This is a genomic window from Deltaproteobacteria bacterium (genome assembly GCA_019912665.1).
GTDB lineage: Bacteria > Desulfobacterota > GWC2-55-46 > GWC2-55-46 > GWC2-55-46 > UBA5799.
In genome coordinates, this window is the sequence record JAIOIE010000032.1 from 109,067 (window position 1) to 128,357 (window position 19,291).

Consider the following 19,291-nt stretch of genomic DNA (forward strand, 5'->3'; position numbering starts at 1 on the left):
TAAAAATGGAGAGTCCAGGCGAATACCTGAAAAGAGAAAGGGAGCTGCGAGGGGTATCCCTCACGAAAATATTCGAGGCCACGCGGGTGCCGATGAAGTTCCTCGAGGCCATAGAGGCGGATAGGACCGAGGGGCTTCCGCACAAGGCCTTTGTAAAGGGCTTCATCAGGTCGTACTGCAAGGTGCTGGGCCTTGACGAGAATGACGCTGTCCTGAGGTATGAGGTCTATTTGAAGGAAAGGGAGGCTGAGACCGCATCCGATGAAAGGAGGGCGGTACCCGGCCCCTCAAAACCGAACAAAAAGGAGCAGGCAGCGCCTCTCAGGCTGCTTAAGGGGCTTAGGAAGTACGCGTTTATCGCGGCAGCGGTCCTCATTATAGCCGCGGCCTACGCTGTTTCCCTTAAAAAGGACTCGTCAGTTGAGGTCGAAGGACAGGGGAGCGGAATAAGCGAGGTCGAAGATGCTGCTGCCCCGACGTCCTTGAGCCCTGTTCCTCCCATTTCTCCTGCCGTACCTGAAAGCCCGGCTGTTTCTCCCGAAAAGACCGCGCCTGAAGCTGCCCCTCCAGCGGTCGTCGCCCCGTCTCCCGCAAAGGTCCAGCCTGAGAAGGCAATCGAAAAGGACGTCCAGAAGCAGGCAGCTTCTGTAACGAACGCTCAGGAGGCTCCAAAGGCCATCCACACGCTTACGGCCAGAGCAAGCGAAATGGTATGGATAAAAATAGGGGTAGACGGGGGCGCGCCTGTAGAGGTACTCCTCCGTGAGGGGGAGAGGTTTACATGGAAAGGCGCCGAGGGCTTCTCCGTCGTTGTAGGGAACGCCGGGGGCGTTACGCTTACATATAATGGAAGGGAACTTCCGGCCCTCGGGGCCCAGGGCGAGGTCATAATGCTAAGGCTCCCCGCCGAGGACCAGGAGAAGATGAAGGCACCGGAAAAGGCTACTTGAGACATCAACCCGGGCGGGCGGCGCACAGTTGCCCCGGGAATACATTGGTAATGCAAAAAAGGGCAGGTTCGGCTATACTAAGCCTGTGCCGAGGGGCCGGGGGCTATCGGGTTCCCGTTTCGGGACGATCGGGCCTCTAAAACGGCTAAGGCGAATTCACAGGGAGACAACCGGGAAGGGAGAACACATGGAGTCGATTTTAAGGTGCAGGAAATGCGGCAAGAAGATGAAGCCGCTCCGTGTCGACGATTACAGGATGAAGTTCTCCTGCAGCTGCGGTTTTTCCGAGTACAGGACCGCCCCGGCCGCCTCAAAGGCCATAAACCCCCATTTCTCCAAGGAGAGCCTACTGCCGCTTACCTTCGACGACACCGGGCGGTTTCTACTTCAGCAGCAGGCCGACCGCGAGCAGAAGGAGATAATAACGCTCGAGGAGATAAGCATGCTCGCCTCCTCGGATTATAACCTCGAGGACGTCCTTAAAAGGGTGGCGGAGAAGACCGCCCGGAGGCTCGGGGTGGATATCTGCTCGATATACCTCTGGGACGGCGAGCACCTTGTGCTCCGGGCCACATACGGCCTTGCGCAAGAGGCCGTGGGCAAGGCGCGCTTGAAGATCGGCGAGGGCATAACAGGCTCTGCCGTTGAGGCAAGGAGGCCGCTACTCATAGACGACGTCTCAAAAGATGAGCGCTACAGGTACTTCCCCGAGACCAAGGAAGAGCAGTACCGCATAAAGACCATGTACTCGTACCCTATATTCCTGGGTGAGAAGCCCTTCGGCGTCCTTAACGCGCAGACGGTCGTAACGCGCGAGTTCACGGACGACGAGATATACTTCATGTCCACGATCGCTAATATAATCCTCGGCGCGGTCAAGATGAGAAAGCGCCTTTAGGCCCGCCCGGCCGTGAAGATGCCACCTGCCTTGCCACGCATCGGACCGGGCCCCCGGTTGAACAATAAAGGGGGCGCGGCCCTTCTCCTTATAGCTTTATTACTCGCCATTTCCGCACTTGCTTTCCTCTTCTACTCTTTGAAGGGCGGGCCTACGTATGTTAAACCCGCCTCCCCGGAGCGTGCAGCCGTTCCTGAAGCGCCCATTGCTGATTTAGATCAAACGGACCCAGGTATCGAAGCCGAGTCCGGAGATGAAGGCGCGTATCCGGAAGAGAGCGCCGCATATTCAAGCCGTGCGGCCCGAGAAGAGGATGTCGAGCTCGAAGGAGGAGACCCGAGGCGCGCGGCGGTCCTGAATGAAATGGCGGTTCAAGAGGCGCGCTCCGGCAGGCTTGATGAAGCGGCCGCGCTCCTTAAGGAAGCTTCGGGGCTTTCATCCGACCCGGTCATCCTCATAAACCTTGCCCGCGTGCAGGCCCGGGCAGGGGAGCTTGAGGACGCGGCTGAAACGCTCGAGGCGGCCTCCGGAGCCCCTGGAGCCGCTGTCGAGCTTAAGCGCATATATCACCGGCTCGGGAGGGAGCGGTACTCCAAGGGAGACCTTCCCGGGGCGGCGGAATCTCTCGAAAAGGCGCTCGCGCTCGACCCTTCGGATAAGGGGCTCAGGGCGGAGCTCGCCAGGGTCGACGGTGAGAAAGCGGCCGAGGACAGGATGGGAACCAGGGAGGGGAGCCGTTTTCTCGTAAGGTTCGAGGGCGGCGAGAACGCGGTCGCGGGCTATGTGATAGGCATCCTCCTTGAAGAGGCTTATATAAAGGTCGGAAGCGAGCTCGGACTCTGGCCCGAGGAGCGCGTGGACGCGCTCCTTTACTCGAGGGACGCTTTCAGGGACATCACCCGGAGCCCTTCCTGGGCGGGCGCCATATACGACGGCAGGATAAAGCTCCCGGCAGGCGGCATAACCGAAAAGACCGCGTTATTGGAGCGGGTCATATATCACGAGTATGTGCATGCGGTGGTAAAGGAGGCGTCGAATGGCAGGGCGCCGGTATGGCTTAACGAAGGCATAGCCCAGTACTTCGAGGGGAGAAGCACGTCAGGTTACGAGGAGGCCCTCCGGAGGGCCTCAAATAGCGGAAAATTGAGCCTCAGGTCCCTGGAGGGCTCCTTCATGGGCCTCCGAAGCGACCAGGCCGAGCTCGCGTATCTCTTGAGCCTCTCCGCAACAGAGTACGTTATACGGGAGTTCGGGATCTTTTCCGTCCGCAACATACTCGAAAACCTGGGGCGCGGAATGGGCATGGACGAGGCCGTCTACTCCGCCCTCAGCCTGTCCTACAAGGAGCTCGAAAAGTCCTGGAAGGACTCCCTGGCTTCGAGGTAAAAAAATGTTTTGCAAAGGGCCCTTATGTGGTATATTGCGACATTGATTCGATTACAACCCCTTGAGGAGATTGTATCATGAGTCTGACAGGTTCTTACAAAGGCATGTTCCTGGTTTCCGCTTCCGTCATCCTTCTTGCGGTCTCGGGCTGCGGAGGGGAAAAAAAGGCCGAGAAGGCAGAAGATGCCCCCGCAGCGACGCAGGAGCAGCTGCCCAAGGGCCATCCCGGGGCTCCGTCCATGCAGGAGGACATAAGCAAGGTCCAGCACGCGAATATCAAGACGCAGAAAACCGTTTCCATTTCCGACGAGGTCAAGGCGAAATGGAAAGAAGCGCAGCTTGAGATACTGGACGCCGAATCAGGCGCGAGCCAGACGGTCACTGTAAAGGTGGGCAGCGACATTAAGCTCAAGGAAGGCATAAGGCTCAAGGTCGAAGTGGTCGTGCCCGACTACACCATCGCCGAGAGCAGGATAGAGACCAGGTCCAACGAGCTAAACAACCCGGCGGTCCTCGTGGACCTCGTCGAGAATGAAAAGAGCATTACCAGGGGCTGGGTCTTCAGGGATTACCCGGAGTTCAACTCCTATAACGACAGAAGGTTCCCGATGAGATTCCTCTCAGCGGGACCGGCAGCGGCAAAGAAATAAGGCCAGTTCGTTACCCGAGGCCCCCGGGCAGAGAGCTGTCCGGGGGCCTTTTTTGTCTCGCCACGATAATTTTTAGCCGCTTTAAATAAACGCGTGCCAGGCGCAGTCGCCAGTCGCGAGGACCTTAAAACTTTTGACAACCGTAGCGAAATATGTTTAATTTTTCTTTCGGGGAATTTGACCCGTCCTGCCTGAAGGGGGAGCGTTTTTTTGCTGCTGCCCTCGTTTATTCTTTGAAAAAACAAAGGTTTGAGGGTGCAAAGGAGAGGTGACCGAGAGGCTGAAGGTGGCTGACTCGAAATCAGCTGTGTCGGAAACGGCACCGGGGGTTCAAATCCCTCCCTCTCCGCCATATTTTAATAATTCCGCAGGCCAGTAACGGAGAGATGCCCGAGAGGCCGAAGGGGTACGACTGGAAATCGTATATACAGAAATGTATCGAGGGTTCGAATCCCTCTCTCTCCGCCATTTTTTCTATCGCGCGCCAGTAGGATTCGAAGGCGTTCGAGCGCCGAGCGGAGCGAGGAAGAGGGGCGCATGGACGCGCCCGGAAGCGAGAACGCGGGGCCTGAGGGAGGAGGCAGGGAAGCCGACGAGCGAAGGCCGAATCCCTCTCTCTCCGCCATTTTTTAAGCCGCGCACGGAACAAAAGCTCTGCCATTCGCGTTATTGTATAAAGGGGCTTAGAATCACATCCATCCATGCGGTTCAGCGATTCTGCTTCGCCTGTCTCTGCGGGCATGCCTGAACTCGCCAGTGAGCCCGTACTCCGTGCAATCCGAGTAAGGTGTGAATGCAAGAATATGGCAAAATGAACCGCTCGGTAAAACCTGCCTCTAAGAGCACAGCATCCATTTTTACTCTCCTTTTCTTTTCCCTTTCATCCCTGCTATCAACGGGCGGCGCACATGCGGCGTCCGCAGGCAAGGGCGCGCCTTCCGCTCTCCCTGTCATTGTCGCCCCGGTCCAGAAACTGGAATTCGCCGACATGGTCGAGGCCCTGGGCACTACCAGGGCCAATGAGACGGTTACGATAACCGCTGTGGTGGCCGGGCCCGTAACCGAAATAAAATTCGAGGACGGGGAGCGTGTCGCAAAGGGCGACGTGCTCCTTATGATCGAAAAGAGCGAGGAAGAAGCCAATCTCAAGGCCGCAAGGGCGCTCCTTGAGGAGCGAACGGCCTCGTATAAACGCGCCCAGGGTCTTGAGAAGCAGCAGGCCCTTTCCACCGCGACCCTCAAGGAGCGCCAGGCGCTCCTTCGCCAGATCGAGGGCGAAATAGAAGCCATCCAGTCCCGCATAAACGACCGGGTCATCAAGGCCCCCTTTGACGGCGTCCTGGGGCTCCGAAACGTAAGCCCGGGAGCGCTCGTCAGGCCCGGAGACGTGATAACGACCCTCGATGACCTGAGCCGCATAAAGGTCGATTTCGACGTGCCTTCCGTGTTTTTGAGGGACATCCGCCCGGGCCTTCGTGTAGAAGGCCGGGTCGAGGCGTTCGGGGACAAGGCCTTCAAGGGCGAGGTCAGCATGGTAGGCACGCAGGTAGACCCGGTCACGCGCACCGTGAGGGTGAGGGCGATCCTCCCCAACCCTGACGGCGTCCTGAGACCCGGCCTCCTCATGAGCATCGTGCTTTTCAAGAACCCCCGCCAGGCGCTACTCGTGCCGGAAAAGGCCCTGGTCCAGAGGGAGAGCAAGTTCTTCGTGTTCGCGGCGGGTTCCAAGGACGGCAAGCCCGTTGCCGTGCAGAAGCCGGTCAGTATCGGCAGCCGCGTCCCTGGCAAGGTGGAGATAACCTCGGGCCTCAAGGAGGGCGAGCGCGTCATCGTCCACGGCCTCATGCAGGTGCGTAACGGCCAGGAGATAACCGTCCGCGCCGTCGACGAAGGCGGCCAGTCCCTCGACGAACTCCTCAAGCAGCGTAAACCGTAGCCTGGAAGACCAATGAAGCTTTCAGATATTTCCGTAACGCGCCCCGTATTCGCCTCGGTCCTCTCGCTCCTCCTCATAATCTTCGGCGTAGTATCTTTTTCACAGCTCCCGTTACGCGAATATCCGGACATCGACCCGCCAGTGGTCTCGATCAACACGTCTTACCCGGGGGCCTCCGCGAACGTCGTCGAGACCCGCATTACGCAGGTCATCGAGGACAGCATCGCCGGGGTGGAGGGCATACAGTTCATATCCTCGACCAGCAGCGACGGCCGTTCGCGCATATCGGTCGAGTTCGGCACCGAGCGCGACATCGACGACGCCGCAAACGACATCCGCGACCGGGTCTCCGGCGTGCTCGACACGCTCCCTTCCGAGGCAGACCCGCCAGAGATAGAAAAGGCCGATTCCAGCGACGACGTCATCCTGTGGATGAGTCTCACGAGCGACAGGATGAGCGTTATAGAGCTCACCGACTACGCGCAGCGCTACCTTGTGGACCGGTTCTCGATCCTTCAGGGTGTAGCGCGCGTGAGGGTCGGCGGCGGCCTCGACTACGCGATGCGCATCTGGCTCGACCGCACCAGGATGGCGGCCCGGAACATCACGGTGGAGGACATCGAGTCGGCCCTGCGGACCGAGAATATCGAGCTTCCGGCCGGCTCAATCGAGTCGCTTGAGCGCCAGTTCACCGCGCGAGCCGAGCGCGCATACAGGACCGAGGACGATTTCCGGAAGCTCGTGATCAGGCGGGATGCCGGGAGCGACTACCTTGTCAGGCTCGGAGACGTGGCGCGCGTTGAAAAGGCGGCTGTAGAGGACCGCATAATATTCCGCGGTAACGGCCAGCCCAGGGTCGGGATAGGCATAATAAAGCAGTCAAAGGGTAACACAATTGCGGTCGCGAAGGCGGCCATCGCGCAGGCCGAGCGCATCTCCGGCACGCTGCCCGAAGGCATGAAGCTCGAGGCTGCCTACGACACCTCCGTATTCATCCGGAACGCGATAGACGAGGTCTACAAGACGCTGGCCATAGCCGTGGGACTAGTCGTGCTGGTCATCTATCTCTTTATCGGTAGCGGGCGGGCGATGCTCATACCCGCCGTTACGATCCCGGTCTCGATAGTCGCCAGCTTCGCCGCGCTCCTGGTGATGGGGTTCTCGATAAACCTGCTTACGCTCCTGGCCCTCGTGCTCGCGATCGGGCTCGTGGTCGACGACGCGATAGTGGTCCTTGAGAACATCTCACGCCGCATCGAGGAGGGGGAGACCCCGCTCGTAGCCGCATTCCACGGCACGCGCCAGGTGGGGTTCGCGGTCGTCGCTACATCGGTCGTGCTTATCGCGGTCTTCGTTCCCATCGCCTTCCTGCAGGGCGACCTCGGACGTCTCTTTTCCGAATTCGCGCTTACCATGGCGGCTGCCGTCTTCTTCTCGACGATCGTCGCGCTCACGCTCTCGGCCATGCTCGCGTCGAAGCTCCTTAAGAGGACCGAGCGGAGCTCCTTGAGCGCGCTTGTCGACCGCGCCTTCCTCTGGCTACGCGGCGGCTATATGAGGATGCTCGCGTTTTGCCTGGACAGGCCCGTGGTCATCGTTCTCGCGTTTTTCGTCCTTCTCGGGGCGGCAGGGCTTCTCTTCAGGAGCGTCCCCTCGGAATACGCGCCCAAGGAGGACCGTGGCGCGTTCTTCGTGATGGTAAACGGGCCGGAAGGCGCGTCGCACGGCTACATGAAAGAATACATGGACGAGATCGAAAAGCGCCTGATGAAGTTCGTGGAAGCGGGCGATATCAAGATACAGCTGGTGCGCTCTCCCCGCGGCTTCGGCAACCTTGCGAGCTTTAACGACGGCATGGTCATAGCCGTCCTTACTCCGTGGGAGGGGCGCCGTTCCGCCTGGGAGATCATGTCGGACGTGCAGAAAAGCCTTTCAGACCTTACTGGTGTGCGCGCCTTTCCCGTAATGCGCCAGGGCTTCGGGGGAGGCATCCAGAAGCCCGTGCAGTTCGTAATCGGCGGCGGCACATACGAGGAGCTTGCGCGCTGGCGCGACCTCATAATCGAAAAGGTCGAGGCCGATAACCCCGGCTTCGTGGGCCTCGATTCCGACTACAAGGAGACGAAGCCCCAGCTCGGTATTTCCATAAACCGCGACCGCGCCGCCGACCTGGGCATAAGCGCGACGGCCGCGGTGAGAACGCTCGAGTCCATGCTGGGCGGCAGGCGCGTAACCACCTTCATCGAGGACGGCGAGGAATACGACGTCATCATCGAAGGCGAGCGCGACAAGCAGCGAACCCCGACCGACATGCAGAATATCTACGTGCGCTCCGCCACTACGGGCCGCATGATACCGCTCTCCAATATAATAAGCGTAAACGAGTTTGCGGATTCGAGCTCGCTTAACCGCTATAACCGCGTAAGGGCCATCACGCTTGACGCCAACCTGGCCGAGGGCTACGCGCTCGGGGACGCGCTCGCGCACCTTGAGAGGCTTGTGCGCGAGAACCTGCCGGAGACCGCCGTAATCGACTACAAGGGGCAGTCGCTCGATTTCAAGACGAGCGGGTCTTCCATGATGTTCGTCTTTGTAATGGGCATATGCATCGTCTTCCTGGTCCTGGCGGCCCAGTTCGAAAGCTACGTACATCCGCTCGTCATAATGACGACCGTGCCGCTCGCAATGACAGGAGCGCTCGCAGGGCTCTATTTCCTGGGCGGCACCCTTAATATCTATACGCAGGTCGGACTCATAATGCTAGTGGGCCTCGCCGCGAAGAACGGCATCCTGATAGTCGAGTTCATAAACCAGCTCCGGGACCAGGGGATGGAGTTCCGTAAAGCGGTCCTCGAGGCCTCATCCATACGCCTTCGCCCCATAATCATGACCGGTGTTACGACGGCCGCCGGCTCGGCTCCGCTTATACTCGCCTCCGGCGCGGGCGCGGAGACCCGGGCCGCAATCGGAGTGGTCGTCCTCCTAGGCGTACTTGCGGCGACGGTCTTCACCGTGGTCGTGGTCCCTGTCGCCTACAGCCTCCTTGCCAGGAAGACCGGCTCCCCCGGGGACGTAAGGCGCGCGCTCGATGAGGAGATGGAAAAATTCCACCTCCGGGAGGCTGAGAAGTGACGGCAGAGGCGAAAAGGTCAGTATTTGCCGGCTTGAATAGCGGGTTCGCCCGCGGGGTCAAGCTCCTCGGGGCCACTGCGATTGCCTCGCTTTTGTTTTCATCCTGCGCGGTAGGGCCGGATTATAAGGCGCCGGAGCCGCTCGTACAAGACCAATGGTTCTCGGAGCAGGTAGGCGAGGCAGGTATGCGGGGACCCGCGACCGACTGGTGGAAGGTCCTGGGCGACCCCCAGCTCGAAAAATACATCAACGCGGCGGTAGCCCGGAACAAGGAGCTTGATGCCGCACGGGCAATCGCTCTTCGAGCCCGGGCGCTGCGCAGTGAATCCGCAGCGCCCTTCTATCCGACTTTAGGCGCAAACGCCGCCGCAGTGCGCCAGAGGTCCGGGGGTGAGACTTCGAGCGCCTTTTCAGGCACCCTCGATTCATCGTGGGAGATAGACGTATTCGGCGGCACGCGCCGGGCTACCGAAGCCGCGGGCGCGCGCGTAGAGGGCGCCGAGGAGAACCGTCGCGCCGTGCTCCTTTCCGTCCTCGCCGAGGTCGCCCGGAACTATTACGCCGTCCGCGGCTTTCAGAAGCGGATAGCCATCACACAGAAGAATATCGAGCTGCAGGAGCGTACCTATAGGCTTGTAGACACCCTCTTCCAGCTCGGGGAAGCGAGCGCATTTGACTTAAGCCGCGCGCGCGGGCAGCTTGAGCTTACCCAGTCCCGTCTGCCCGACCTCGAGGCCGAGATGAGGGCCGGTATCTTCCGCCTCTCGGTCCTTCTGGGGCAGCCTCCAGAGGCGCTCCTTGAGGAGATGAGCGCCGTGAAGCCGCTTCCCGCGCCTCCGGACGTGGTACCGGTCGGGCTTCGCTCCGACATACTCCGCCGCCGCCCCGATGTGCGCGCTGCCGAGCGGGAGCTTGCGGCCTCTGTAGCCGATATAGGCGCGGCTACGGCCCGCCTTTACCCGGATTTCTCCCTGACGGGTGCGGTCGGCAGCAGCGCCAGGGTCTTGAGCGACCTTTTCCAGTCCGGTAGCGGCATCTTCTCCATCGGGTCGTTCCTGAGGTGGCCGATATTCGAAGGCGGCGCGCTCCGCGCCCGTATAAAGGCCGAGGGGGCCGAGGCGGACCAGGCAGAGGCGCTCTATGAGCAGAGCGTCCTTGATGCGCTGGCCGACGCCGAGACTGCGCTCACCCGCTACGCCCAGAAACTCAATACGCGAAACCGCCTGCAAAACGCGGTCGAGAGCCGGCAGCGTTCCGTAGAGCTTGCGCGCGCTCTCTTCGACTCGGGCGAGGAGGACTTCCTCTCGGTGCTGGATGCCGAACGCGAGCTAGTGAACGCGGAGGACGAACTGGTGCGGAGCGAAACCGATACCATACTGAACCTCATAACGCTATATACCGCTCTCGGCGGAGGCTGGGAGGTCTTCGAAGAGCCGGGTAGAGCGGCTGAGAATAGAGACATGGCAACCTCTAAAAACTGAATCTTTTCCCCCCGTAGTTACCGGAATAAAAATGCTCACATATTCTCATATATGCTCCGCTTTTTATTCCCGGCCTTCCGGGAAAAGCGGGAAAAATCTCAATTTTTTAGAGGTTGCCATGTCTTACGGATTAACTTATACGACCCCTCTTGCCTTGCAATCCCGTTATATTCCGCGGACTTAGTAGTTCCCAGGCCGGAGTGCCCACACATATTAAAGAAAATAGTCCTTCGAGCCATTATCAGGCGAGCTTCCCTTATTCCCGCGGCATCAAAAGAGCGCTTGGTCTTTAAGTCTTTTTCTGGTATATAATCAATAGGCCCGGACAGCGTGTCCGGGAGAGGTTTGCGGCAGCCGTTGATAGCCGGGTCTTGCGCAATGGAGGGCTGTAAACCCCGCCAGGTCCGGAAGGAAGCAACGGTAACAGTTCCGCCCATGTGCCGCAAGGGTGCCTGGCTATCAACGGCGTCCGCAAGCCGACCTGTTCCATCCTTCTGTCGGGCAAATCCCCTGATGGAAAAAAAGGCCATTTGAATGTCTTCCTACCAGGTCATAGCGAGGAAGTGGCGTCCCGGTGTCTTTGACGAGGTCGTGGGCCAGGCCCATGTCACGAGGACCCTCAGGAACGCCATCGCCTCCGGGAGAATTGCCCACGCATACCTCTTCTCCGGACCGAGGGGCGTTGGCAAGACCACCGCGGCCCGCATACTTTCCAAGTGCCTGAACTGCTCCGAGGGCCCCACGGCGGCCCCGTGCAACGAGTGCCCGTCCTGCAGGGGCGTTGCGCTCGGCTCGTCCGTCGACGTCCTCGAGATAGACGGCGCCTCCAACAACAGCGTAGACAACATAAGGGAGATATCCGAGAGCGTAAGGTACGTGCCCTCAGAAGGCAAGTACAAGGTCTATATCATCGACGAAGTCCACATGCTCTCGACGGCAGCCTTCAACGCGCTACTTAAGACGCTTGAGGAGCCGCCGCCCCATGCCGTTTTCATCTTTGCCACAACCGAGGTGCATAAGATACCCGCGACCATACTTTCGAGGTGCCAGCGGTTCGACTTCAAGAGGATACCCTTCAGGGACATCCAGGCGCGCCTGGTCGAGATAGCGGGGCGCGAGGGGATAAAATTCGAGGACAAGGCACTGTATCTCATAGCAAGGGAAGCGGACGGGAGCATGAGGGATTCCCAGAGCCTCCTTGAGCAGGCCCTGGCCTTCTCCGGGGGAGAGCTTAAGGAGGCGGACGTGGCCGAGGCGTTGGGCCTCATGGCCAGGACCGTGCTCTACGAGCTCTCTGAGGCGGTCATCGGCAAGGACGCAAGCGCGTGTCTGAATATTGTTGAAAAAGTATATAATTTTGGGTATGATTTTAAGAAGGCCTTGAGCGACCTCCTTGAGCATGTGAGGGACCTGGCCGTACTCAAGGCAACGGGGGAAAGCACTCTACTCGACCTTCCTGACAGCGAGATTGAGAGGCTCCGGGCGATATCGGAGCGGGTGGGGCACGAAAGGCTCCAGATGATCTTCACGGTCCTCTCGAAGGGCTACGAAGAGGTATCCAGGTCAGCCCACCCCAGGTACGCGCTCGAGATGGCGCTCCTCAGGGCGGCACACCTTGACGAGCTCGAACCTTTGGGTTCGGTCATGGAAAGGCTCGAGTCGCTGGCATCAAGGCTCGGCCCGGGGCCTGGCCCGGGATTCGGCGTAGGCATCCCTTCGGCCCCGAAGCCAGCCGCTGAAAGGGGCGGGCCCCAGCTTCCCTGGAAAAAAGAAGGGCAGGGCGACGAAAGGCCGGTTGAGAAGGCGAAGGCCGGGAGCGCTTCCCCGGGGGAAAAGACCGGGGCGGAGAAGGATACCCGGCTCCAGGATAAGAAACCGGAATGCAGTTCCGGAGCCCCCGGGCCAATCGAGTTCATAAGTAAGAGAAAGCCGGAGCTCCATGAGCTTCTGAAGGATGCGGCCCTTGAGCTGCAGGACGGCATAGTAAACATCAGCGCCGGGGCGAGGACAGGGGCAAGGCTTTCGGTAAACAGGGAAACCCTGGAGGCGTGCCTGGGAGAGTTTTACGGGCGGCCCGTTTCGGTAAGGATAAACGGCGTTGCAGCAGGCGCGCCCACCGCGGCGAAAAAGGATACAGACCCAGTCGTCAAGGATGCTCTTCGCATCCTCGGCGGGAGGATCATAGAGGACCGGAGGAGGACCAATGTCTAAGCAATTGGGCAATCTCATGAGGCAGGCCCAGAAGATGCAGGAAAAGATGGCCCAGATGCAGAAGGAGCTTGCCTCGAAGACGGTCGAAGCCTCAAGCGGCGGCGGCATGGTTACCGCTACGGTAAACGGCAGCCAGGAGCTTGTCGCTTTAAAGATAGACCCTTCCGTTGTGGACCCCAAGGACATCGAAATGCTCCAGGACCTTGTAGTGGCTGCAGTTAGCGAGGGCTTAAGGAAAAGCAAGGAGATGGTCCAGGAGGAGATGGGCAAGCTTACCTCAGGCCTGGGGCTTAACCTTCCGGGCGGGCTTTTCTAATCACCAAATACCGGGGTTTCGGGGGGCCTCCTTTAACACGGCCCTTTTAAGCCCAGTTGGATGTGAATCTCCGGGATAGAGCCCGGCGGAACAAGGATGGATTTTGAAGGATGCAGTACGCGGGGCCTATAAATGACCTGATAAGGGCTATTTCGAGGCTCCCGGGCATAGGGGAGAAGACGGCCACCAGGCTCGCGCTTTTCATCCTGAATTCGGACAGGGAGTTCGCCGCAGGTCTTGCCGGGGCAATAGCTTCGGTCAAGGACAAGGTGGCGCTCTGCTCCGTGTGCATGACCTTCTCCGAGGAAGACCCGTGCAGGATATGCGCCGACCCGCAGAGGGACCATTCGATAATATGCGTGGTCTCCGATTTCAAGGACATGATGGCCATAGAATCCATGGGCGGCTACAGGGGGAGATACCATGTGCTCCACGGAAATCTCGCGCCGCTAAAGGGCGTCGGGCCCGAGGAGATAAGGATACGCGAGCTCGTCTCAAGGCTTGAGGCCGGCGGCATAAGCGAGGTCATTCTCGCTACCGGCTTCGACTCCGAAGGGGAGGGCACCTCCACCTACCTTACGAAGCTTCTCAAGCCCTACGGGGCGAGGGTCACGAGGCTTGCCTCCGGCATACCCGTCGGCAGCTATGTCGAGTTCATGGACGGGGCAACGCTCGGCAGGGCGCTCGAAGGGAGAAGAGAGCTGTAAGGAGAGGCCGGGGTGAGGATAGCGCGAGTTGAGCTTTATAAAATCCGGCCCGCGCTTGAATGAAAAATAATCCAAAGGAAGAGGATGATGGAGAACTACATAGAAGTAAGATGGCACGGAAGGGCCCAGCAGGGGGTCGTGACCGCGGCCAAGGTCCTTGGGGAAGCGTGCCTCCGGTCAGGCAAATTTGTCCAGGCCTTCCCCGAGTTCGGCCCTGAGAGGATGGGCGCGCCGGTCAAGGCTTACAACAGGATATCGGAAGAGCCGATAAGGCTCCACTGCCAGGTGACGAACCCGAGATACGTCCTCATAGCAGACCCCACGCTTATCGGCATGAACCTCTCCGGCGGCATGGAGTCTTCGGGAGGAGTCACCGAAGGGACCCCGGAGAACGCGATATTCATAGTGAATACGCCCAAGGGCCCTGAGGAGATGAGGAAAGAGCTGGGGCTTGAGGGGAGGAATGGCGTGAAGGTTTTCACGCTGGACGCCGCGAAGATATCTATCGAGACCATAGGCAGGATGATGCCCAATACCCCCATGCTCGGGGCGCTCGCAAAGGCAACTTCGTTCATAACGCTCGAGGGCCTTGTCGAGAATTTTAAGGAGAACTACTCCAAGAAGTTCAGCCCGAAGGTGATAGAGGGGAACGTGGCCGCCATGGGCAGGGGCTACGAGGAAGTAAGGGGCTAAAAAGCACAATCCCGGAAAGGATTCAATAAATGGTTGAGAAAAAGGAATACCCCCTTGGCGGGGTCATACCGAAGGGCGGCACGGCCCATGATTATTCGACCGGAGGCTGGAGGAAGCTCCGCCCGGTCGTGGACCTTGATAAATGCACGAGCTGCCTCATATGCTGGGTCATGTGCCCGGACTCCGCGGTCGTGACCGAGGAAGGCAAGATGGCCGGGTTCGACCTTGAGCACTGCAAGGGTTGCGGCATCTGCGCGGTCGAGTGCCCGGACAAGGTGAAGGCGATAAAAATGGTAGAGGAGGCCGAATAATGGCTATAACGGCGACGAAGGGGCAGACTGGGCTCACGGGGAATTCCGCCGTGGCCTATGCCATGAAGCAGATAAACCCCGACGTCTGCGCCGCCTACCCGATAACGCCCTCCACGCAGATAGTGGAGGACTTCTCGGGCTATGTGGCCGACGGCGAGGTCACAACCGAGCTCATAACCGTAGAGAGCGAGCACTCGGCCATGAGCGCCTGCATAGGCGCGGCCGCCGCCGGGGCGCGCGTCATGACCGCGACCTCCTCGCAGGGCCTTGCCCTCATGTGGGAGATGCTCTACATAGCCTCGGGCATGAGGCTCCCGATAGTGCTCGCGAACGTTAACAGGGCCCTCTCGGCCCCCATAAACATACACTGCGACCATTCGGATTCGATGGGCGCAAGGGACTCGGGCTGGGTGCAGCTCTATTCCGAGACCGTGCAGGAGGCCTATGACAACGTCTTCATGGCCCTTCGGATAGCCGAGCACAAGGACGTGCTCCTGCCCGCGATGGTGTGCCTGGACGGCTTCATAACGAGCCACGCTATAGAGAACATCTCGCTCCTGGACGACCAGGAGGTCAGGCAGTTCATAGGCTCGTACAACGCCAAGGCCTCGCTCCTTGATATCGAAGGGGCCCCGACCTTCGGCGCCATGACCCTTCCGGACACTTATATCGAGTTCAAGCGCCAGCAGTCCGAGGCCATGAAAAGGGCCAAGGGCGCGGCCATCGAGGTGATGAAGGATTTCGGGAAGAGGTTCGGCCGCGAGTACGGCCTCTTCGATACATACAGGCTCGAGGACGCCGAGGCCGCGATAGTGGTCTTGAACTCCGCCGCGGGCACCACAAAGGTGGCGGTTGACGCGCTAAGGAAGGATGGGAAGAAGGTGGGGCTTCTTAGGCCCAGGCTCTTCAGGCCCTTCCCCTGGCAGGAAATAGCCGAGGCCCTGAAAGGCTGCAAGGCCGTCATGGTGCTCGACAGGGCGGACTCCATGAACGCCTTCGGCGGGCCGGTCTTCTCCGAGGTCCGCTCCGCGCTCTACGACCTGGACTCAAGGCCCAGGGTCATGAACCGGATATACGGCCTGGGCGGAAGGGACTACAAGGTAAAGGACGCGGTAGAGGTCTTCGATGAAGCACTCAAGGCCGCCGAGACAGGCAGGGTGGAGACCCTCGTAAAGTACATCACCCTGTAAGGACGCGCCGGAAAGACGGCGCTCACAAAAAGAAAACAAGGCCCTTCGGGGCTTGGAGAGGTTAAAATATGGCAACTCTCAAGGATCTTTCAAAACAGCAGGAGCTTTTCTCCGGCGGACACAGGCTCTGCGCGGGCTGCGGCATCCCGCCCATAGTGAGACTGGTGCTCCGCGCGGCAAACGGGCCTGTGGTCACCACCACCGCTACCGGATGCCTCGAGGTCGGCACCACCATCTACCCGTACACGGCGTGGAGGGTGCCCTGGATACACTCGGCCTTTGAGAACGCGGCCGCGACCATAAGCGGGGTTGAATCGGCCTACAAGGCGCTCAAGAAAAAGGGCGCGCTCCCCGGAGGCGACAAGGACATAAAGTTCGTGGCCTTCGGCGGCGACGGCGGCACCTACGACATAGGGCTTCAGGCGCTCTCAGGGGCCCTCGAGCGCGGGCACAACTTCCTGTACGTCTGCTATGACAACGGCGCGTACATGAATACCGGCATCCAGAGGTCGAGCGCGACGCCCTTCTATTCCAATACGACCACCTCGCCCGCCGGCCAGGTCATACCCGGCAAGAAGCAGTGGAGGAAGGACCTCACCAGGATAGTGGTCGCGCACGATATCCCATACGCGGCGCAGGCGAGCCCGCATAACTGGTCGGACCTGTCGAAGAAGGCCGAGAAGGCGCTTAAGACCCAGGGGCCGACTTTCATGAACGTCATGTCCCCCTGCCCGCTCGGCTGGTACACGAAATCCGAAGATTCGATAAAGTTGGCGAAGCTTTCTGTCGATACATGTTACTGGCCCCTCTACGAGGTCGAGAACGGGGTATTGAAGATAAACTACAAGCCCAAGGAGAAGAAGCCGCTCGTTGACTGGCTTAAGCCCCAGGGCAGGTTCAAGCACCTCTTTAAGCCCGAGAACGCCGGACTACTCGAGGAGTTCCAGAAGAGGGTCGATGCCGAATGGCAGCGGCTCCTGGACCTGGAAGGCAAGCGCCTGTAAAAGGCGCGTAAGGGAAGGCCCCCCTGGAAGCTCAAGGGCCGCTTCAAACCGAGAGGTCCCGGACTTCCGCGAACCCTGCGTTCTCCGGGACTGAATAATACCGTTATCAAAAAGGACGAGCCCCTTTAAGTCGAACTGTTTGCCGCCCCTGCAGGGAGCGGCGGAAGAAGGCGGAGGGGCTCTTTTTCCCCATCCGTCAGGAGAAGGTCCGTAGATGCCTCAGAGCTCATTTGTGATGTACGAGGAGGAGTACAGGGAGATAACCTCCTCGATTGACAAGCTCCTCAGGGAAGCGAACGCGAAATGCGTGTACCTGGTTGACAAAGACGGCCAGCTCATTGCGTCAAGTGGAGAGACGAGGGACATTGACGCCACATCCCTTGCTTCCCTCACCGCAGGCAACATAGCCGCAACCGGCGGCCTCGCGAAACTCATCGGCGAGAAAGAGTTCTCCATCCTCTTCCACGAGGGCGAAAAGGACAACATCCATATATCTCTGATAGAGCAGCGCGTCATCCTGGTCGTCATATTCGACAAGAGGTCGTCTCTAGGCCTTGTGAGGCTCAGGGTGAGGAAGGCGAGCGAGGACCTGGGCCGCTCCATTCAGAAACTCCTGGCCAGGATGGCCGGCGGGACCCGGAAAGAGAGCCTCCTCGAGGAGATATCCGACGAGGACATAGAGAGGCTCTTCAATTAGCCTTAGACAACCTTTAAAAATTGATTCTTTTCACCCGGGCTCTGCGTAGCACGGGGAAAAATGCTCACATTATTATAATATGCTCCGCTTTTTATCCCCGGCCTTCCGGGAAAAGCGGGAAAAATCAATTTTTAGTTGTTTCCTTTAATCTTTCAGTGCCGTCCTTATTTCCGAGCTTGCGGCAGCCGTCCCGGAAGACCCCGGGGGGGTTCTTGAGACGAAGGACAAATGTCGTTCATTAATTACTCCTCGAGGGAAATAAACTGCAAGATCGTGTACTACGGGCCGGGCCTCTGCGGCAAGACCACGAACCTGCAGCATATCTACCGGAAGACCAGGCCGGACGCCAAGGGCAAGATGATAACCCTTGCGACCGAGACTGAAAGGACCCTTTTCTTCGACTTCCTGCCGCTGGCGCTCGGCGACATCAAAGGCTTCAAAACCAGGTTCCACCTCTATACCGTTCCGGGCCAGATATTCTATGACGCCTCACGGAAGCTCATCCTGAAGGGCGTGGACGGCATAGTCTTCGTAGCCGACTCCCAGGCCGAGAGGATGGACGCCAATATCGAGAGTTTTGAGAACATGAAGGTGAACCTCGAGGACCAGGGCTACAATTTGGCCCAGGTCCCCTACGTCGTCCAGTACAACAAGAGGGACCTCCCGAGCGCGGTCCCGGTAGCCGAGCTAAAGAAGGTCCTTAACCCGGACGATGTGCCGGACTTCGAGGCCGTGGCAAGCGACGGCACCGGCGTATTCGAGACATTGAAGACCATAGTCAAGCTGGTCCTGATAGAGCTCAAGAAGAGCTCCTAAGACAGGCTGCTGAAAAGAGCCCGCTTCAAGGCGTCGTCTTCAAAATTGGACACTCCGGCGTACAGGAGAGTACGCCTCATTCCTCACTCATTTGACTTCTTGCGGCTTGGGTTTTTCGCGCAGCCTGACGTGCTTTGAGTTTTTTGCACCGGACCTCTTAAACCTAAAAAAAAACCGACAGGAGACTTGCCGTGGGCTTGAGAGACGATATCAACAGGGACATGGTCGCCGCGATGAAGTCCGGGGACAAGGACAGGCTCTCCACCTTGAGGATGCTCCTTAGCGCCATAAAGTACAAGGAGGTGGACGCAAAGCACCAGCTGAACGACGAAGAGGTCGTCTCGGTCCTCTCGACCCTCATAAAGCAGAGGCAGGACTCAATCGACCAGTTCAGGAAAGGCGGAAGGGAGGATCTCGTCCTGAAGGAATCGAAGGAGGTCGAGGTCCTCAAGGGCTATCTCCCGCCCCAGCTCTCGGCGGACGAGGTGAGAGATATAATAAAGAAGGCCGCCCAGGAAACCGGCGCAGCCGGGCCCAAGGACATGGGCAAACTCATGAAGGCCGTCATGCCGCTTGTAAAGGGCAAGGCAGACGGCAAGCTCGTGAACGATATAGTGAAAGAGGTGCTGGGGGGCTGAACGCCCGCGCTAAAGGCATTTTTACAGGGCTCAAGTCCAAAGGCTTGAGCCCTTTTTGATTTCAGGATTGCTTTGCAAAAGGCCTTTTCCGCACTGCCGTGCGGTTTTTGAGGGTAAGGCTCGCTTCTCGGCCTCCTCCCCCACCTCGTGAACACACAAAAGCGAGCAGAGACACCAGAGCTTTTTCGGGGTCGAGCGAGCGGATGCAAATCCGGAAATCTTCCTCTTGTGTCGGAGCTTCCCGGCGTTACGCCGGGAAGCTTCAACGGGCCCCT

General features: G+C 59.2%; 18 protein-coding genes, 2 tRNA genes and 1 other RNA gene. 20 read left to right on the plus strand and 1 reads right to left on the minus strand.

The window, feature by feature from the left end:
• Window positions 1-5 precede the first annotated feature (5 nt).
• The 20 genes from K8I01_13170 to K8I01_13265 all read left to right on the plus strand — a co-directional run bounded on the left by K8I01_13170 (window position 6) and on the right by K8I01_13265 (window position 19,016).
• Window positions 6-950 (plus strand): DUF4115 domain-containing protein, encoded by a 945-nt coding sequence (locus tag K8I01_13170; GenBank protein ID MBZ0221368.1) that lies wholly within the window; start codon window positions 6-8, stop codon window positions 948-950.
• Window positions 951-1,137: 187 nt separating this feature from the next.
• Window positions 1,138-1,848, plus strand: a complete 711-nt coding sequence (locus tag K8I01_13175; GenBank protein ID MBZ0221369.1) for a GAF domain-containing protein — start codon at window positions 1,138-1,140, stop codon at window positions 1,846-1,848.
• Between the two features lie 57 nt (window positions 1,849-1,905).
• Window positions 1,906-3,234, plus strand: coding sequence for a tetratricopeptide repeat protein (locus tag K8I01_13180; protein MBZ0221370.1), 1,329 nt, complete (start codon window positions 1,906-1,908; stop codon window positions 3,232-3,234).
• Between the two features lie 77 nt (window positions 3,235-3,311).
• On the plus strand, window positions 3,312-3,884 hold the full coding sequence (locus K8I01_13185; GenBank protein ID MBZ0221371.1) for a hypothetical protein: 573 nt from the start codon (window positions 3,312-3,314) through the stop codon (window positions 3,882-3,884).
• Window positions 3,885-4,146: 262 nt separating this feature from the next.
• Window positions 4,147-4,236, plus strand: a tRNA-Ser gene (locus K8I01_13190).
• Window positions 4,237-4,264: 28 nt separating this feature from the next.
• Window positions 4,265-4,352: transfer RNA gene (locus K8I01_13195), tRNA-Ser, on the plus strand.
• A gap of 343 nt (window positions 4,353-4,695) precedes the next feature.
• Entirely contained in the window at window positions 4,696-5,820 is a 1,125-nt protein-coding gene (locus K8I01_13200) for an efflux RND transporter periplasmic adaptor subunit (GenBank protein ID MBZ0221372.1), read from the plus strand.
• A gap of 12 nt (window positions 5,821-5,832) precedes the next feature.
• Window positions 5,833-8,952 carry an efflux RND transporter permease subunit gene (locus K8I01_13205; protein ID MBZ0221373.1) on the plus strand — a complete coding sequence of 1,040 codons (3,120 nt, stop codon included), beginning with the start codon at window positions 5,833-5,835 and terminating at the stop codon, window positions 8,950-8,952.
• Window positions 8,949-10,433, plus strand: a complete 1,485-nt coding sequence (locus tag K8I01_13210) for an efflux transporter outer membrane subunit (protein ID MBZ0221374.1) — start codon at window positions 8,949-8,951, stop codon at window positions 10,431-10,433. The genes K8I01_13205 and K8I01_13210 overlap by 4 nt, the downstream gene beginning before the upstream one ends.
• Before the next feature lie 362 nt (window positions 10,434-10,795).
• Window positions 10,796-10,894, plus strand: an RNA gene (gene ffs, locus K8I01_13215) — signal recognition particle sRNA small type.
• A 73-nt stretch (window positions 10,895-10,967) separates the two neighbouring features.
• The gene (dnaX, locus tag K8I01_13220; protein ID MBZ0221375.1) at window positions 10,968-12,644 is read left to right on the plus strand and encodes a DNA polymerase III subunit gamma/tau; all 1,677 of its coding nucleotides are present in this window, start codon (window positions 10,968-10,970) and stop codon (window positions 12,642-12,644) included.
• On the plus strand, window positions 12,637-12,960 hold the full coding sequence (locus K8I01_13225) for a YbaB/EbfC family nucleoid-associated protein (protein ID MBZ0221376.1): 324 nt from the start codon (window positions 12,637-12,639) through the stop codon (window positions 12,958-12,960). The genes dnaX and K8I01_13225 overlap by 8 nt, the downstream gene beginning before the upstream one ends.
• A 110-nt stretch (window positions 12,961-13,070) precedes the next feature.
• Window positions 13,071-13,667: a recombination mediator RecR gene (gene recR / locus K8I01_13230; GenBank protein MBZ0221377.1), complete on the plus strand. Its 597-nt coding sequence runs from the start codon at window positions 13,071-13,073 to the stop codon at window positions 13,665-13,667.
• Window positions 13,668-13,754: 87 nt separating this feature from the next.
• Window positions 13,755-14,360: a 2-oxoacid:acceptor oxidoreductase family protein gene (locus K8I01_13235; protein ID MBZ0221378.1), complete on the plus strand. Its 606-nt coding sequence runs from the start codon at window positions 13,755-13,757 to the stop codon at window positions 14,358-14,360.
• Between the two features lie 29 nt (window positions 14,361-14,389).
• Window positions 14,390-14,671 (plus strand): 4Fe-4S binding protein, encoded by a 282-nt coding sequence (locus tag K8I01_13240; GenBank protein MBZ0221379.1) that lies wholly within the window; start codon window positions 14,390-14,392, stop codon window positions 14,669-14,671.
• Window positions 14,671-15,861: a pyruvate ferredoxin oxidoreductase gene (gene porA, locus K8I01_13245; GenBank protein ID MBZ0221380.1), complete on the plus strand. Its 1,191-nt coding sequence runs from the start codon at window positions 14,671-14,673 to the stop codon at window positions 15,859-15,861. Before K8I01_13240 ends, porA begins: the two co-directional genes overlap by 1 nt.
• A 68-nt stretch (window positions 15,862-15,929) precedes the next feature.
• The gene (locus K8I01_13250; protein MBZ0221381.1) at window positions 15,930-16,865 is read left to right on the plus strand and encodes a pyruvate ferredoxin oxidoreductase; all 936 of its coding nucleotides are present in this window, start codon (window positions 15,930-15,932) and stop codon (window positions 16,863-16,865) included.
• A gap of 214 nt (window positions 16,866-17,079) precedes the next feature.
• Window positions 17,080-17,562, plus strand: coding sequence for a roadblock/LC7 domain-containing protein (locus K8I01_13255; protein ID MBZ0221382.1), 483 nt, complete (start codon window positions 17,080-17,082; stop codon window positions 17,560-17,562).
• A gap of 228 nt (window positions 17,563-17,790) precedes the next feature.
• Window positions 17,791-18,378 carry a GTPase domain-containing protein gene (locus tag K8I01_13260; protein ID MBZ0221383.1) on the plus strand — a complete coding sequence of 196 codons (588 nt, stop codon included), beginning with the start codon at window positions 17,791-17,793 and terminating at the stop codon, window positions 18,376-18,378.
• 191 nt (window positions 18,379-18,569) lie between these two features.
• Complete coding sequence (locus tag K8I01_13265) at window positions 18,570-19,016, plus strand: GatB/YqeY domain-containing protein (GenBank protein ID MBZ0221384.1); 447 nt, start codon at window positions 18,570-18,572, stop codon at window positions 19,014-19,016.
• A 30-nt stretch (window positions 19,017-19,046) separates the two neighbouring features.
• On the opposite strand, the gene K8I01_13270 is transcribed toward K8I01_13265, so the two are convergent.
• On the minus strand, window positions 19,047-19,291 hold a 245-nt coding region (locus K8I01_13270; protein ID MBZ0221385.1), incomplete at its 5' end, for a hypothetical protein.